This window comes from Thalassotalea profundi (assembly GCF_014653195.1).
GTDB lineage: Bacteria > Pseudomonadota > Gammaproteobacteria > Enterobacterales > Alteromonadaceae > Thalassotalea_B > Thalassotalea_B profundi.
Genome location: NZ_BNAH01000016.1, coordinates 14,074 through 29,183, shown reverse-complemented (window position 1 = coordinate 29,183; position 15,110 = coordinate 14,074). Strand labels below are relative to the sequence as shown.

The following is a 15,110-nucleotide window of genomic DNA, read 5'->3' as shown; positions in this document are numbered from 1 at the left end:
TGATTTCATGAATTAATAGCTTCAAATCATAGGTAACCTGTTTCGTCTGTGGACAATAATACATCTATAAATGATATGTTACAACATAGCAAAATAATGATTAATGAGTTAAGTGATAACTTCTGGATCGAACATAGCTAATAATGGATGGGAGCATAGCCATACACATTGAAGCTATAAGAACCGTGAGCATTAAATAGAAATTTCTCAGCGATAAAATATTAGTGTTGATATGTAAGCCAAAATAAGTCACAAGGAATTCTTGCATACTAAAAAGGCCTACTGTTAATAATCCAGCACCTAAAACAATACTGATAAGGGTTATAAAAAATGCTTCTAATTCTATGAGAATAAATAAAAAAGCAGGAGGAGCACCAATAACACGCAGTAGTTGAATTTCAGAGGTTCGTTCACGAATTGATGATAACAACAGGGCACTCATTCCTAAACAAGCAGAAATGAAAACCAATACTGATACTAAAAATAAAGTATTCTCGAGAATCGTCATCATTTGCCATAGCTCTGATAAGGCAACGCCTGGCAAGATAGCAAGAAGAGGCTCTTGCGCATAGTGGTTAATTTCTCGCTGTAACCGAAAAGTCGTCATTTTTGAATTAAGCCCTAACATGAAGGCCGTAATACTTTTAGGTTGCAGCTGATCTGTTATTTTCTCGGGCGAGTTCTTTTTATGTTGCCCGCTGCTTTGCCAATTTGTGTGTATCGCTTCTATACCTTGTAAACTTACGTGTAATGTTTGGTCTACGGGAGTGCCTGTCGGTGTGAGAATACCAACTACTTTGAATGGCTTGTCGTTATGCATACTAAAGCTTGTTCTTGATATACCATGAGCAAGCACGATCCGCTCCCCTAACTGATAGCCTAATTTAGCTGCAACTTGAGCACCTAAAACTACGTCAAAAGTATCTTCAAAAGTTTTACCTTTAGAGAGTAATAATTTATGTTGTTTTCCGTAACTAAAATGTTGGAAATACTCACTGGTTGTACCTAGAACTCTGTAGCCTTTATGGGAATCACCAAGGGAAAGAGGAATCGCCCAGTTTACTTTAGGGTTAGTGCTGATTGCTTTGAAAGATTGCCAACTTATGTTATTAGTTGGATTTCCTATTTTGAAAACCGAATAAAGTAATAAATTAAGGCTACCTGTTCTAGCACCAACGATAAGATCAACGCCAGATACAGTGTTAGAAAAGCTTTCTTTTGTTTGATGGCGAATATGCTCAACACCTAATAAAACAAAAATACTGATAGCCATTGCCATGATTGATAAAGCAATAGAGCCTTTACGAGCAATGAGACTTTTTAACGCAAGCTTAACTAGCATTTGAACACTCTACTTGGTTGAGCTCACTCAACGATTCAACCCTATTAAAATACTGTGATAAGGACATGTCATGACTTACAAATAATAAAGTAATGTTGTTTTTCTCTACGGTAGACATCAATAACGTCATAAAAGAGTCCCTATTGATGTTATCTAGTGCGGAAGTTGGTTCGTCAGCAATTAATAATTTGGGGGTATTAATTAACGCTCGAGCGATAGCTATTCGTTGTTGTTGACCAATACTTAAAGTTCGTACTGGTTTATTCCAATCACTTTCAGGGATATTTAAAGAGGTGAGTAATGTGGACATTTCTTCACTAACTTCAGACTTTGTCAATGACGATGAAAAATAACTCGCTAATTGAATATTCTCAAGAGCATCTAAATAAGGTATTAAATTAAATTGTTGAAAAACGTAGCCAATATTATCTGCTCTAAATTTGTTACGTTGACGACTTGTAAGATTGTTTAAATGCTGATCTAAAACACAGACTACTCCTTCATTTGGCAATAGTATGCCGCTTAACATATTTAATAATGTAGATTTACCATTTCCAGAAGGGCCATGAATAAAACAATGTTCACCTTCAGCCATTGACCATGAAGGAATATTTAATATGGGAGTATCTTTGTGGTTAGGGTAGCTAAAACGAATATTAGAGAGCTGAATTACCATTATTTACTTCATTATTCAAAATTGCTAAAACTGTTTTAATAGATTAATGATACAGTGTATCATTAATCTATTAAACCTATTTTTACCTAATTCAATATGATTAAAATTAGCCTTGTATGTATTATGGCTTTGTGTGTATTTGGTTGTGGAAAAGCACCTGAAGATGAGTTGACAGAAAAGCAAGAAGTAAGCAATCACCAGCAGGTAGTATTGCCTGTTGCCGAACTTTTGAATGGACAAGAAGATGAAATAGAAAAGGGAGAAGCAGAACAGGAAGTCCCTCACTTTATGACGGCTGATTGGCTTGATTTAATCCCTGAAGATGATTTAGATGCTTTACTTAATCCGCCAAGTTATCTTGATGACATTGTTGATGGCTCTGATGAAGATAAACTGATAAATACATTCAAAAATAACACCAAAATTAAGAGCAGTGATCGTTATGAGCAAGCGTTAGTGTCTACGAATGTTAAAGCAATTGTTAACAATGCGCCGATACGAATTCCAGCTTTTATTGTACCGCTAGAGTTTGATGATGAACAAAAAGTAACACAATTTTTTATGGTTCCTTATTACGGTGCATGTATTCATTTACCGCCCCCGCCACCCAATCAAACTATTTTCGTTAAGTATCCTAAAGGGGTAAAACTTGAATCACTTTATGATGCTTACTGGGTATCTGGGATATTAAAAACGACTCTTGTGGAAAATGAAACTGCAACAGCTGCCTATTCCATGGAAGTGTATGCACTTGATCTTTATACAGAAGAGTAGCGGTTTACTATAATAGTTATGTATATTAAATCGAAAGGTTAAGTATTAGCCACAACATTTTTTAAATTTGCGACCGCTATCACAAGGACATGGATCATTTCGACCAATTTTAGGATGCGAATTAACGATAGTCTCTTGTGGCGCACAACAACTTGATTGGCTACAACAACTATCATTGTATGAAGCAGGTTGTTTTTTTGTTTCTTGATGAATTTTTTCCATTATTAAACCTCTTAAATATTTGTTGATTTGGGAGCTTTATCAACGTTGATATTTATTACTTGTGCTATTAAAGTGGTACACGTAACAATGTAATATTTTTGATTCACCTTTAATGGCTAATGACCACAATTTGAATGTTGACGACAGCGTTTAAAATTACCGAAATGAGCTATAACAACGCAAAAGGCACCTAATAGTGTTAAGATCTTTTCTCCTGTTTCACCAATAATGTTATGTCCTAAAGTAACCGCTAATATCATTAGAGTAAGGCCTGTTATTCCCCAGATCAGTAAGCGATAACGTTTATGCTTTTTACATCCTAATGTTAAGGCATAAATACTGGTTGGGATAACGGCTATTAACATCCATATGTGAAAAGCTTCGTTATCTAATTGCAATGCACCTAAACTCGGAAGTGCCACCAGTAATAGTGGTAACAACATACAATGTATGGCACAAAGCATTGATAAACCAATAGAAAATTTATCGGTTGTTTCTTGTGTTATTTTCATTTATTTCCTTAACTTACAGTGATAATTAAATATTAAACTGAATTTTTTAACGATTTAAGCTGCGTTTTCTACACAATTATTACATATACAATTCATTTCTAATTGCGGACTCGCTAATTGAAAACCTGCATACTCAACATCATTTTTAAGCTCGGACATTGTTGAGCTTTTTATACTAATCTCTTTAACTAGATCACACTTGCCACAAATTAAAAACTGTGGAACACCATGGGCATGTCCACAAGAAATATGAGAACAAGCGACATATTTATTAGCTAACTTTAGTTTATGGACAAGTTTCTCTGTTTCTAAAAACTCTAAAATACGATACACAGACATGGCTGGAATACTCTCATTATATTCTTGTTTGCATAAGTCTATAACGTCATACGCTGATAGCGCTTTCTCTGATTGAATAAGTGAAGACAATACCAGCTTTCTTTTAGCCGTTAAGCGTGCCCCATGGCTTTTGCATGAATTTTCGGCATGTTCGAGAATAGTGTTCACGTTGTTCATTGTTTTCACCTCAAATTAATAACTTTGTTAGTAGGGTTAAGTATGACAGAACCTTGTTGATTTTCGGTAATCCAAACAGTATTTATTTGGCTAATACCTACAAATAGGTCAAATACTTTAACAGTGATAGCTGACAAAGTTGATGATTTTTTACAGTGGTAACGATAATTTGCTATAACTTCCCCATGATCCGTATTTTGGTGATGATGAGTTTTATATTCATTGTTGTTTTTATGTGAATGTAAGTGTTTACTATCGCCTGACGGCATATTTGGAGCTATACTCGACATATTAATAGTTTGATTGTTTATTACGCAGTTTCCCCCAGTAAATATAAAAATATGTTCATGCTTACTTAACAGAGAGGCTGAATTTTTTACTGCGGCCAACTCTGTTTCTGTTATGGCCTTATGCTCAAACCCTACAATATTGATCGCTGGGGAGATTATTTCAATTTCCAGCCATTGATTTTCAATTGCGATGGTTAACTCTGATATACCATGAGTATGAGAACTGAACTCTGAATTAGCTTTTGACAGGCTGCGATTATGCAGAAATAAACTTGTCAATAAGATAACTATGTAAATTAGGTTATTTAAGCTTTTTTTCATTATAAAGCCATTAGCTAACTAGAGATAAAGTCTAATGTTAAGAGTAATCTACGCTCTCCTTTAGCAAGCGCGGGAGAGCGATGAACTAAGCCCGCACCTTCATTTTCGTACCAATGTTCACCTTTTAATAGTGCGACATCTCCTTCACCAAGTTGATTAATATCATTAAGAGAGTTGAAAAGGCCTGATTTTTCATCAGTCTTCCCTTGATTACCTGCACCTAACTTCGAACGATCTATTACATCATTATTTAGCCACTGTGTAGCAACACCTTTATATGTGGTGACTAAACGACAGGGAATACGATCAAAATGAAAACTTGGACACATAGCACGCTCAAGTATGGTTAATCTTAATCCCGCTTCTTTTAATTCAAATAAGTAGCAAAACATATCAACTAACAGGGCAATATCTTCCCTTAATGCTTTGGTAGTATTATCATCTCCAAAAGTATCACACAACACACCTTCGGTAGTTTCTGGGGTTACTACTAATACTGATGTTTTTGTTTTATTACATGCTAAAAATTCTTCAACAGCCGTCATTAAATCACTAGAAAGTTTACGTTCCCACGTCGCTATATTGGTATGCTTTTGATAAATTTTACTGAGCACACATGGGCTGGTATCACATACAGCACTTTGTTTTGTTTCTGGTGTCTTAGTATGAAGGGGGATAATGTCGCTGATCATGCATTCTCTCCCCATTTAGGAAAGGGATCGTTTAATGTTTTCCAATACTCTTTACCTCTTAATATCTCGTCTTCAGTAAGTAAGCAGGCATTAAGTTCATTAATCATTTTAACGTGATTTAATTGTTGTCCAATAAAGACCAACTCTTGACGCATATCTCCAAAAGGCTCAACCCATTTCTTTTGTATTTCAGTAAGTGACTCTTGATCAACTGGCCACTCATTCTGAGGGACTGACTTCCAAAACATGCCCGCGAAACCATAATGTGCTATACCACCAGCTTGGCTCCATTGACCGCAGAACTGTGGGCGAGATGCTAACCAAAAATAGCCCTTTGAACGTATTAATTTGCCGAATTGTTCAGTGCTATGAAGAAAATGGTAAATCTTTTCAGGATGAAAAGGTTTACGTGCAATATAGTTAAAGGTGCTAATCCCGTATTCTTCTGCTTCTGGAATATGTTCACCACGCATTTCTTTGAGCCAGCCGGGAGCTTGCTCTGCTTCTTCAAAATTAAAAAGCCCTGTGTTTAATACTGCCTCAATATTAACATTGCCTGAAGAAATGGGGATGACTTTAGCGCGTGTATTAAGCACTTTAAGAATCGCGGTTAACTTTTTAATTTCAGTTGATGTGACTAAGTCTGTTTTACTGATAAGGAGAACATCTGCAAATTCAACTTGGTCGATGAGTAAGTCCGATACATTTCGATCGTCTTCATCACCGAGTGATTCAGTTGTATTTTGTAAATACTGTGCTTCTTCGTAGTCTTTCAAAAAATTTACCGCATCTACAACCGTTACCATGGTATCTAAAGTCGCGACATCCGATAGTGATACGCCATTTTCATCAGAAAAGGTGAAAGTTTCAGCTATAGGTAGTGGCTCTGAGATACCTGTTGATTCAATTACAAGATTATCAAACCGACCTTCTTTAGCTAATTTTTTTATTTCTAACAAAAGATCTTCACGTAATGTGCAGCAAATGCATCCATTACTCATTTCTACCAGTTTTTCATTACCACGGTTAAGTGAAACTTCATTTTTAACAAATGCAGCGTCAATATTTATTTCACTCATATCATTGACAATAACAGCAACCTTTTTATCTTGGCGGTTATTAATAATATGGCTGAGCACAGTTGTTTTTCCTGCCCCAAGGAAGCCTGACAATACAGTAACTGGTAACTTTTCTTTAATCATTGTGATTACGTTAATTTACAATTTATTGATATGTTATAACATATCAATAAATTGTAAAGGTAAATATAAAGATAATTTTTATTAGCACTTTCTTTTGTAACCAATCGTTATCAAGCCTTACTTTTTTAATGTGTAATAATTATAGTAAAAGTGAGTATATCAAAAGGTCATTAGAGTACTTCAGGGCGGGTATGCTCATTGATTGAAAGTGATGTTATTTTTAATTATTTAATTTATAGGTTCATGGTTGATATTAAGTGTTCAGTTTAAATTCATGCTAACAATGTTAAAGTAGTATTACTTGTTAGAGAATTATTTGATCAATTCAATTTAAAGCTAACGTTATTGAGGCAACATTATGAAAAATATGATTTTTACATTTGTTTTATTTCTTCCTCTTTTCGCTCTCTTACCCAATGTTAATGCGGCGGAAGTTGATGTTACTTGGCAAGACTCTGATAAATATCGAGATGTATATGCAGGCAATGGTAATAATAAGAAATTTAAGAAAACCACATTTTCAAATTTAGAGAAACATTTCAATAAGCTTGCAAAAGCATTACCTGAAAATAACACATTAAAAATTATCGTTAATGACCTTGATTTAGCTGGCGATGTTCATATTGGTGGCATAAACCAAATCCGTATTATTAAGGATATTTTCGCTCCGAGAATTGAGTTTTCTTATCAATTATTATCAGCCGATAAGCAAGTAATTCTTGAAGACAGCGTAAACTTAAAAGATATGAATTTTATGATGCGTAACTCAATGAAATATAATAATTCGAGCTTGTCTTATGAGAAAGCAATGCTAGATGATTGGTTTAAAGAAACATTTAGTGAGTTCACAGTGAAATAGTATAACGCCGCAATAATATAGCGGCGTTTTTAATTTATAGCGTTTAAATAATGTTTATTTATAACTTTGTTCAAAACTTCCTAGAACAGTGAACAACTGTTCGATTTTTTTTACGAGTGATATCAGTAAATGTTGATCTTGTGTTTGTTGCCACTTTAATAAATCGTCTGCGACCTCTTCTACATAGGGCTGAAAAGTATTGGCAGTGCTGTTAAAGCCTGCATCTTTTTTAAAAATAGCCTCGAATCCGGCCATTTTTTTTTCACGTAAATCAGCCAGCGTTGCATCGGCTGCCAGTGATTTTTTTAGGATAATAGAAATATTATCAAGTAGTTGTTGGTTTACAGTTGCGGTCATAAAAATACTTAATTACTTTTTGTTGTGGCTATTATGCCAAATTGATGGGAGTTTTGTTAGTTTCGCCTGAAATTTCTCTTACCAGCTTGGGCATTAAAAAACCTGGTAGAGTCGCCATCATTTCCTTGGCAATAGCTATTGCTTTATCTTCTTCTACTTCAAAGTGGGCAGCGCCTTGTACTTTATCGAACATGTGTAAATAATAAGGCTGAATGCCATTATCAAACAATTGCTCACTTAGCTGACATAGTACTTTAGCTTCATCGTTAATCCCTTTAAGTAATACACTCTGGCTAAATAATGGAATTCGAGCTTCAATCAGCAAATTTATTGCATTAATAAAAAAGTGATCAATCTCATTGGCATGGTTAAGATGTAATACCATTGTTGTTTTTAAACGACTTGCTTTGAGCATTTCTATAAGTTTTTTGGTTATTCTTTGTGGTATCACTACAGGTAAACGCGTATGGATACGCAAGCGTTTGACATGACTAATTGCTTCTATTTGATGTATTAACCATTGTAAGTGTTCATCATTTGCCATCAATGGATCACCCCCACTAAAGATAACTTCATTTATCTCTTGGTGCTGATTGATATAGGTCAGTGCGGCTTCCCAACGTTTCTTATTCGGACTGTTATCTTGATAGGGAAAGTGGCGTCTAAAACAATAACGACAATTTATGGCACAACCTGCTTTTACAATCATTAACACACGATGTTTATATTTATGTAGCAAGCCTTCAGCGACAGTATCGTGTTCGTCTAAAGGATCTGGGCTAAATCCTTCGGTCATTGTAAATTCTTGTGATAACGGCATTACTTGCTTTAAGAGGGGATCATTGATGTCACCGCGCTTCATTTTTTCGATAAATGGACGAGGTACACGTACAGGAAAAAGGCTTCTTGCTTTAAAGTGTTGCAAGTAGTTGTCTGGCTCAATTGCTAACATCTTGAGTAGCAGTTTAGGGTCAGTTACTACATTTGCTAATTCTTTTTGCCAAGAAGTGTGCAAATTAGTGCTGATTTGGGTTATTATCTGCGGCATTTCAACATTCAAGTTAAGCTCTCTGTTAACAATTAAGAGAAAAATTTATGGCAACTTTTAGTACAAACCAATTCAAAAACGGTCTTAAATTAATGATCGATGGCGAACCATGTAACATTTTAGAAAACGAAATTGTAAAACCAGGTAAAGGCCAAGCGTTTAATCGCGTTAAAATTCGTAAACTTATTTCAGGCAAAGTGCTAGAGAAAACCTTTAAATCAGGCGACTCATGCGAAGGTGCTGACGTAATGGATACAGACCTTGCTTATTTATATGCCGATGGCGAATTCTGGCATTTTATGAATAATGAGACCTTTGAGCAAGTCGCAGCTGATGAAAAAGCGGTAGGTGATAACGTTAAATGGTTAAAAGAAGGTGATATGTGCACCATAACATTCTGGAATGGCAACCCTATTTCAGTAACACCTCCTAATTTTGTTGAATTAGAAATCACTGAAACAGATCCAGGCTTGAAAGGTGATACAGCGGGCACCGGCGGTAAACCAGCTACATTAGTTACTGGCGCCGTAGTACGTGTACCATTATTTGTTCAAATTGGTGAAATAGTGAAAGTTGATACGCGTACTGGCGATTACGTTTCTCGTGGTGGCAAATAAATTTTTATTTTGTAAATAAAATAAAATTAAAAGCTCACTTATGTGAGCTTTTTTATGCTTAGTGTATTGTCCTTATACGTGTTCCGATGGAGGTACTTGACTGGTATTGCCATCAGGCCAATCAGCAAATGGAAATGGATGTTTTTCAGTATTTACTGTTAGAAATTGATTAATTTGATAGATATAAGTATTTAAACTTTGGCCTAGCTTTAATAATTGGCGATTAGGCTTACTAGTAAATAGTAAGGTAATAAACTGAAAAATAGAGATTAAGGTAATAAAGAATCGAGCGAATCCTCCGATAAAGCCAAATAACAACATGGCAAGTCCGCGCTGCCAAATCCCAAAATTTTTCCATGTTTTTTCTGTCGTTGGTTCTTGGCCGAATAATTCATCTTCTAATTCACGTCTCATGTAAACTCCTAAATCGTTATCACACTATTGTTATATTAGATATAGCAAAGATAACGCCAATATATTTTTTATTTTATTTCTCAATGAGTTAATTTTTAATAAAAATATTCTAATGATGAAATGGATAATTAATTGGTGAATTACACTAACTTTCAATGAGATAAAAAAAAGCCTGCAATTGCAGGCTTTAAAAAGGGTGAATAATTTTATTCAAGTAACATTTAGAGCTACTATTTTATTTATTCATTAAGTTATCGTTAAAGTATTCTGTCATCATCGTTTTCAAATGCAACGTTGTACCCTCTCCTTCTTTAATACCATGAGTTCTATTGGGGTATGACATAAAATCAAATTGACGATTGTGTTTAACTAATTCGTTAATTAAGCGTTCGGTACCCTGATAATGAACATTGTCATCACCGGTACCGTGTATTAACAATAACTTACCCTGTAGGTTTTTAGCATGTGTTATAGGTGAGCCTTGTTTATAGCCTTCTTCATATTCTGGAAGTAGGCCTGAATAGCGCTCTTGATAAATGGTGTCGTATAGCTTTTGATCAGGTACGGGGGCTAATGAAATACCTACATGATATTGCTCAGGGTAACGAAACATCATGTTAAGTGTCATTGAGCCACCACCAGAGTGTCCCCAAATGCCAACGCGATTAGTGTCTATGTAACTCCAGCGTTTAGCCATGGCTATTAACGCGTCTGATTGATCCCTAGAAGACAACACGCCAATCGCACCATAAACTTGTTTACGCCATTCTCTGCCTTTGGGTGCTCGTGTGCCTCGATTATCAATTGAAGCGAGTATATAGCCTTGTTCGGCTAACATTTGATTCCAAAGGTAAGCATTACCATTCCATCTGTCTTGAACTGTTTGCCCCCAAGCTTCACCATAAACATAAAAAATAATAGGGTATTTTTTTGTTGGGTCAAAGTTATATGGGCGAGTGATGTAGCCATCAAGTACCAAACCATCTTGTGCTTCTACTTGAAAAAACTCGGTTTTAGCGATATTAAGTTTTGCTAATTTTTCAATTAATGCTTTGTTGTCCATCATCATGTGTTTTTGTTGATGACCTTCAACTTTAATCAAACTTTTTTGTGTGGGGCGATCAAAGGTTGAAAAAGAATGTATCGCCCATTGACCATCTTCAGACATTTGATAACTGTTTGAACCAGCAAATGAATTAGGTGTGATTTTTTGGTTAACAGTACTTGCGTCTAATCGGCTTCTAAACAAATAGCGTTGAGATACATTTTTAGGAGAAGCGATATAATATAGCCAGCCATTTTGTTCATCTACCGCTTCAATACTGATGGTATCAAATTGACCTGGTGTTAAATCTAATTTGGTTTTTCCGTCTCGTGATATTTTGTAAAAATGACGCCAGCCGCTCGTTTCACTTGTCCAAATGAAGAATTGGCCATTTTCAATCCACTTAGCATCAGTAATACCGTCTAAAAAGTATTCATCTTTTTCTGTATAAATTTTTGTTACTTCACCAGTAGATGCGCTAGTAAGATATAAATTGTTAGTATCTTGCTTACGATTTAAATGTTGTATTAATATTTCGTCACTATTACCGCTCCAATTCATACGAGGAATATACATATCGCGTGAGTTATTAGGTAATTGGCTCCAAACTGTCTTTGCTGTGTTCAAATCGACTATGCCGACTTTGGCAAGGGCATTGGTTTCTCCAACTTTGGGGTAAGGAAATTTAGTTATTGTAGGGTAAAGTTCATCAGTGTTATTAATCATGATGAAATCTTTACTGCCTTTGGTGTCAAGTTGCCAGTAGGCTATCTTACTATCGTCAGGACTCCATCTAAAACCGTCCTTTATTTGAAACTCTTCCTCGTAAACCCAATCAAATAATCCATTGATCACGCCATTGCCAGCATCTTTGGTTAATTGTTTTATTGTATTGTCTTTATTAGGTTTATCGATTTCTTCAACATAAATATTATTTTCAAAAACATAAGCAACTTTAGTGGCATCAGAGGAAAATTTTGCAAACATTAATGTGCTAGGTTTAGCTAATTGACCACCTAATTTATGTAATTGATTATTGGCAAGCGTTAACACCCAATAATCACCTCGGCTATTGGAACGCCATACACGTTTGCTGTTGGTATAAATAAGTAACTTTTGCCTATCGTTAGACCAAATATAATTATCGATTGTTAAAGGTTTGTTTTCTCCTTCAGGTATTAATTGCTCAGCAGTTATTAATACCTTTTTGGCTAACGTTTCAGGATTATAGACAACAATATCTTTTCCTAGACTTTTTTCTTCACCGTTATCATCGATGATTTTTGTCGCAGAGTCTTCTATTGCGGTATAACCTGAACCATCAGCCAACCACCTAATGCGGCCAATATGATCAGAACTGAAGTTGTTATCTTTATATATTTTTTCAATAGTTAATTGTGGAGTGATTAATGTACTTTTTGCAGTGGTACTGCCATTGCTTGAAATACTTTGACAAGCGACTAATGAAATAGCGCTCCCTGTTAAAGCCATCCAATGTAAAATTTTTTTCATTTCATCTCAACTTTGATTAAATTTGTACCTACTTTAAATTGTATACAATATTCTAGCAATGTAATTGGTCGAAAATATCTTGCAATTTATCAGAAATTTTATTGAAAAAGGCGAAAATGCCCCCAGTTAATTAGCTATTGCTACCCCCATACTACTTTAAATGGCATGGGTATATAAACCAATCCCCACACTAGTTAAGGTGAATCATGCTAAAAGCACTTGAAATATCTGCATTAAAAAAAGTCTATAAAGGTGGCTTTGAAGCTCTCAAAGGTATAGATCTCACGGTTAATGAAGGCGATTTTTTTGCATTATTAGGGCCTAATGGTGCGGGAAAATCGACGACGATTGGCGTTATTACCTCGTTAGTTAATAAAACGTCAGGTCAGGTGAAAGTGTTTGGACACGATCTAGATACTGAGCTAGAAGCGGCTAAAAGTTATATTGGTTTAGTACCTCAAGAATTCAACTTTAATCAATTTGAATCATTAACAACCATTCTTGTTAATCAAGCTGGTTATTATGGTGTAGAACGCAGTTTAGCCCATAAAAGAGCTGAAAAGTATTTAAAGCAGCTTGATTTATGGGAGAAGCGACACGCCGCCGCTCGTATGTTATCTGGAGGAATGAAAAGGCGATTAATGATAGCTCGTGCCTTAATGCATGAGCCAAAAATGTTAATTCTTGATGAGCCAACTGCTGGTGTTGATATTGAGCTACGACGTTCAATGTGGGATTTTTTACGCGAGCTAAATCAGCAAGGTATTACTATTATTTTAACCACGCATTACTTAGAAGAAGCAGAAATGCTTTGTAGAAATATTGCAATAATAGATTCAGGTCTGATTGTTGAAAACACCACAATGAAGGCATTATTGTCAAAATTAGATGTAGAAACTTTTGTTTTAGATCATGCAGAAACATCTGTTTCACCATCATTAGACGGTTTTAGTTACCGTATACTTGACGAACATTCGTTAGAAATTGATGTAAAGAAATCGCAAAATATTAATCAAGTGTTTACTCAACTTACAGACCAAAAGATAGATGTAAAAAGTATGCGTAATAAATCTAATCGTTTAGAAGAATTATTTGTCACCTTAGTCAGCAATGGTTTAGGTAATAATAACGAGAAATCGTCAGATAAACCTGAAGCAGGAGCTAACTAATGTCGTCAAAAAGAAATTTCGTCGCTCTTAAAAGTATTATGTATAAAGAGATACATAGGTTTATACGTATTTGGGTGCAAACATTAGTACCACCAGCAATTACTATCAGTTTGTATTTCGTTATTTTTGGCTCATTAATTGGTGCTCGTATTGGTGAGATGGGAGGCTTTGATTACATGTCTTTTATTGTGCCGGGGCTCATTATGATGAGTGTGATTACAAATTCCTATTCTAATGTAGCCAGTTCATTTTTTAGTGCTAAATGGCAGCGTAATGTTGAAGAAATGTTGGTCGCACCTGTCCCCAATTGGGTCATTGTTGCCGGTTACGTGGGCGGAGGTATGGCTCGGGGGATTCTCGTTGGATTAATCGTAACATTGGTCTCATTATTTTTTGTTGAAATACAAATACATAATATTTGGGTGATTATAATAACGGTAAGTTTAACCTCGGCGACTTTTGCATTAGGCGGATTAATTAATGCGATATTTGCAGGCAGTTTTGATGATATTTCTATTATTCCTACTTTTGTTTTAACCCCGTTAACCTATTTAGGTGGAGTGTTTTATTCAATTAGTTTGTTACCTGATTTTTGGCAAGGTGTATCCCAGATTAATCCAATAGTGTATATGGTTAATGCGTTTCGTTATGGTTTTTTGGGTATCTCAGATGTTAGTTTGACTGTGTCATTTGGTGTTTTATTTGTGTTTATTGTGTCTCTATTTGCTATTGCGATGACATTGATCACCAAAGGTATTGGCTTACGTAGCTAATCAAGAGTATTCGAAAATGAAAAATTTAGAAGTGATCGGTGACTCTAAAGCAATTATTACTAATCAACCTGGTATACATGAAAAGCTAGAGTCATTGGTACTTAAGCATTTGGCTCACCCGTCAAAAAAGCCAGTGCAGGAGCATACGCTAAAAGCATTTGAGCAGGTTAATGAACGAGTTCAGCAACATATAGGTAACGTGATATTTGATTCATGCTGTGGCGTTGGTCAAAGCACTCGCTTATTGGCTAAAATGCATCCTGATGCTTTAGTCATTGGTATTGATAAGTCAGCTCATCGTATTAATCGTAATGATAGCGAATTAGTGGTTAACACTGGTACACAAGAAGTCGATAATTATATTTTAGCTCGTGCAGATTTAAATGACTTTTATCGTTTAGCCGTTGAAGCACAATGGCCCGTAGCTCAACATTTCATTTTATACCCTAACCCTTGGCCTAAAGCTAAGCATATTCAAAGGCGTTGGCATGGTAGTGCGGTATTTCCTGAAATATTGAAACTAGGGAGTACATTAATCTTGCGTAGTAACTGGCGATTATATTTAGAAGAATTTCAATTCGCCGCCGCTTTAGTTGGTAAGGAAGGTGAAATCACCTCAGTTGATGATAAACAAGCTTTAACACCTTTTGAGGCTAAATATAAAGCAAGTGGGCAAGAGTGTTGGCAGTTACTTATTAATTAATAAGTAACTGCCAACAGATTGAGAAGTTAGTGAAAAAAGCTAAATTTTAGCTAAAAATATTATCAA

At 35.4% G+C, this 15,110-nt stretch carries 18 protein-coding genes; 6 read left to right on the top strand and 12 right to left on the bottom strand.

Annotation, left to right across the window (positions count from 1 at the left end):
• Window positions 1–100 precede the first annotated feature (100 nt).
• Together IE155_RS16395 and IE155_RS16390 are read right to left on the bottom strand one after the other, a co-directional pair.
• Window positions 101–1,342: an ABC transporter permease gene (locus IE155_RS16395; protein WP_189379338.1), complete on the bottom strand. Its 1,242-nt coding sequence runs from the start codon at window positions 1,340–1,342 to the stop codon at window positions 101–103.
• Window positions 1,332–2,018, bottom strand: coding sequence for an ABC transporter ATP-binding protein (locus IE155_RS16390; protein ID WP_189379337.1), 687 nt, complete (start codon window positions 2,016–2,018; stop codon window positions 1,332–1,334). The genes IE155_RS16395 and IE155_RS16390 overlap by 11 nt, the downstream gene beginning before the upstream one ends.
• A 123-nt stretch (window positions 2,019–2,141) precedes the next feature.
• Here IE155_RS16390 and IE155_RS16385 point away from each other — a divergent pair, with 123 nt between their 5' ends.
• Window positions 2,142–2,792 (top strand): DUF3299 domain-containing protein, encoded by a 651-nt coding sequence (locus IE155_RS16385; protein ID WP_229817412.1) that lies wholly within the window; start codon window positions 2,142–2,144, stop codon window positions 2,790–2,792.
• Between the two features lie 45 nt (window positions 2,793–2,837).
• Here the strand turns inward: IE155_RS16385 and IE155_RS16380 are convergent, their stop codons facing one another.
• From IE155_RS16380 to zigA, 6 genes are all read right to left on the bottom strand, one after another.
• Window positions 2,838–3,014 (bottom strand): SEC-C metal-binding domain-containing protein, encoded by a 177-nt coding sequence (locus IE155_RS16380; RefSeq protein ID WP_189379336.1) that lies wholly within the window; start codon window positions 3,012–3,014, stop codon window positions 2,838–2,840.
• Between the two features lie 116 nt (window positions 3,015–3,130).
• Window positions 3,131–3,526: a MerC domain-containing protein gene (locus tag IE155_RS16375; RefSeq protein WP_189379335.1), complete on the bottom strand. Its 396-nt coding sequence runs from the start codon at window positions 3,524–3,526 to the stop codon at window positions 3,131–3,133.
• 54 nt (window positions 3,527–3,580) lie between these two features.
• Window positions 3,581–4,042 (bottom strand): Fur family transcriptional regulator, encoded by a 462-nt coding sequence (locus IE155_RS16370; protein ID WP_189379334.1) that lies wholly within the window; start codon window positions 4,040–4,042, stop codon window positions 3,581–3,583.
• A 5-nt stretch (window positions 4,043–4,047) separates the two neighbouring features.
• Complete coding sequence (locus IE155_RS16365; RefSeq protein WP_189379333.1) at window positions 4,048–4,611, bottom strand: DUF2796 domain-containing protein; 564 nt, start codon at window positions 4,609–4,611, stop codon at window positions 4,048–4,050.
• A 56-nt stretch (window positions 4,612–4,667) separates the two neighbouring features.
• On the bottom strand, window positions 4,668–5,345 hold the full coding sequence (locus IE155_RS16360) for a DUF1826 domain-containing protein (RefSeq protein ID WP_189379332.1): 678 nt from the start codon (window positions 5,343–5,345) through the stop codon (window positions 4,668–4,670).
• Window positions 5,342–6,547, bottom strand: a complete 1,206-nt coding sequence (zigA, locus tag IE155_RS16355; protein WP_189379331.1) for a zinc metallochaperone GTPase ZigA — start codon at window positions 6,545–6,547, stop codon at window positions 5,342–5,344. Before zigA ends, IE155_RS16360 begins: the two co-directional genes overlap by 4 nt.
• A 358-nt stretch (window positions 6,548–6,905) precedes the next feature.
• On the opposite strand from zigA, the gene IE155_RS16350 reads away from it, so the two are divergent.
• The gene (locus IE155_RS16350; RefSeq protein WP_189379330.1) at window positions 6,906–7,406 is read left to right on the top strand and encodes a DUF3016 domain-containing protein; all 501 of its coding nucleotides are present in this window, start codon (window positions 6,906–6,908) and stop codon (window positions 7,404–7,406) included.
• Window positions 7,407–7,460: 54 nt separating this feature from the next.
• Here the strand turns inward: IE155_RS16350 and IE155_RS16345 are convergent, their stop codons facing one another.
• Window positions 7,461–7,763: a hypothetical protein gene (locus IE155_RS16345; protein ID WP_189379329.1), complete on the bottom strand. Its 303-nt coding sequence runs from the start codon at window positions 7,761–7,763 to the stop codon at window positions 7,461–7,463.
• A 31-nt stretch (window positions 7,764–7,794) separates the two neighbouring features.
• Entirely contained in the window at window positions 7,795–8,811 is a 1,017-nt protein-coding gene (epmB, locus tag IE155_RS16340; protein ID WP_189379387.1) for an EF-P beta-lysylation protein EpmB, read from the bottom strand.
• 47 nt (window positions 8,812–8,858) lie between these two features.
• Here epmB and efp point away from each other — a divergent pair, with 47 nt between their 5' ends.
• Window positions 8,859–9,428 (top strand): elongation factor P, encoded by a 570-nt coding sequence (gene efp / locus IE155_RS16335; RefSeq protein ID WP_189379328.1) that lies wholly within the window; start codon window positions 8,859–8,861, stop codon window positions 9,426–9,428.
• A 72-nt stretch (window positions 9,429–9,500) separates the two neighbouring features.
• Here the strand turns inward: efp and IE155_RS16330 are convergent, their stop codons facing one another.
• Together IE155_RS16330 and IE155_RS16325 are read right to left on the bottom strand one after the other, a co-directional pair.
• On the bottom strand, window positions 9,501–9,842 hold the full coding sequence (locus tag IE155_RS16330; RefSeq protein WP_189379327.1) for a DUF4389 domain-containing protein: 342 nt from the start codon (window positions 9,840–9,842) through the stop codon (window positions 9,501–9,503).
• 235 nt (window positions 9,843–10,077) lie between these two features.
• Window positions 10,078–12,399, bottom strand: a complete 2,322-nt coding sequence (locus tag IE155_RS16325) for a S9 family peptidase (RefSeq protein WP_189379326.1) — start codon at window positions 12,397–12,399, stop codon at window positions 10,078–10,080.
• A gap of 206 nt (window positions 12,400–12,605) precedes the next feature.
• Between IE155_RS16325 and IE155_RS16320 the strand changes: the two genes are divergently transcribed.
• Genes IE155_RS16320 through trmB form a run of 3 tightly spaced genes read left to right on the top strand, consistent with a single transcriptional unit; the run spans window position 12,606 to window position 15,044 of the window.
• Complete coding sequence (locus tag IE155_RS16320; protein ID WP_189379325.1) at window positions 12,606–13,568, top strand: ABC transporter ATP-binding protein; 963 nt, start codon at window positions 12,606–12,608, stop codon at window positions 13,566–13,568.
• Complete coding sequence (locus IE155_RS16315; protein WP_189379324.1) at window positions 13,568–14,341, top strand: ABC transporter permease; 774 nt, start codon at window positions 13,568–13,570, stop codon at window positions 14,339–14,341. Before IE155_RS16320 ends, IE155_RS16315 begins: the two co-directional genes overlap by 1 nt.
• A 16-nt stretch (window positions 14,342–14,357) precedes the next feature.
• Window positions 14,358–15,044 (top strand): tRNA (guanine(46)-N(7))-methyltransferase TrmB, encoded by a 687-nt coding sequence (trmB, locus tag IE155_RS16310; protein WP_189379323.1) that lies wholly within the window; start codon window positions 14,358–14,360, stop codon window positions 15,042–15,044.
• Window positions 15,045–15,110 lie beyond the last annotated feature (66 nt).

Bases quoted from the DNA above. Each gene is read 5' to 3' on its own strand.
- IE155_RS16370 (WP_189379334.1), bottom strand. From the start codon at position 4,042: ATGAACAACGTGAACACTATTCTCGAACATGCCGAAAATTCATGCAAA.
- IE155_RS16375 (WP_189379335.1), bottom strand. From the start codon at position 3,526: ATGAAAATAACACAAGAAACAACCGATAAATTTTCTATTGGTTTATCA.
- IE155_RS16320 (WP_189379325.1), top strand. From the start codon at position 12,606: ATGCTAAAAGCACTTGAAATATCTGCATTAAAAAAAGTCTATAAAGGT.
- zigA (WP_189379331.1), bottom strand. From the start codon at position 6,547: ATGATTAAAGAAAAGTTACCAGTTACTGTATTGTCAGGCTTCCTTGGG.
- IE155_RS16350 (WP_189379330.1), top strand. From the start codon at position 6,906: ATGAAAAATATGATTTTTACATTTGTTTTATTTCTTCCTCTTTTCGCT.
- IE155_RS16385 (WP_229817412.1), top strand. From the start codon at position 2,142: ATGGCTTTGTGTGTATTTGGTTGTGGAAAAGCACCTGAAGATGAGTTG.
- IE155_RS16315 (WP_189379324.1), top strand. From the start codon at position 13,568: ATGTCGTCAAAAAGAAATTTCGTCGCTCTTAAAAGTATTATGTATAAA.
- IE155_RS16395 (WP_189379338.1), bottom strand. From the start codon at position 1,342: ATGCTAGTTAAGCTTGCGTTAAAAAGTCTCATTGCTCGTAAAGGCTCT.
- trmB (WP_189379323.1), top strand. From the start codon at position 14,358: ATGAAAAATTTAGAAGTGATCGGTGACTCTAAAGCAATTATTACTAAT.
- efp (WP_189379328.1), top strand. From the start codon at position 8,859: ATGGCAACTTTTAGTACAAACCAATTCAAAAACGGTCTTAAATTAATG.
- epmB (WP_189379387.1), bottom strand. From the start codon at position 8,811: ATGCCGCAGATAATAACCCAAATCAGCACTAATTTGCACACTTCTTGG.
- IE155_RS16360 (WP_189379332.1), bottom strand. From the start codon at position 5,345: ATGATCAGCGACATTATCCCCCTTCATACTAAGACACCAGAAACAAAA.
- IE155_RS16380 (WP_189379336.1), bottom strand. From the start codon at position 3,014: ATGGAAAAAATTCATCAAGAAACAAAAAAACAACCTGCTTCATACAAT.
- IE155_RS16330 (WP_189379327.1), bottom strand. From the start codon at position 9,842: ATGAGACGTGAATTAGAAGATGAATTATTCGGCCAAGAACCAACGACA.
- IE155_RS16325 (WP_189379326.1), bottom strand. From the start codon at position 12,399: ATGAAAAAAATTTTACATTGGATGGCTTTAACAGGGAGCGCTATTTCA.
- IE155_RS16390 (WP_189379337.1), bottom strand. From the start codon at position 2,018: ATGGTAATTCAGCTCTCTAATATTCGTTTTAGCTACCCTAACCACAAA.
- IE155_RS16345 (WP_189379329.1), bottom strand. From the start codon at position 7,763: ATGACCGCAACTGTAAACCAACAACTACTTGATAATATTTCTATTATC.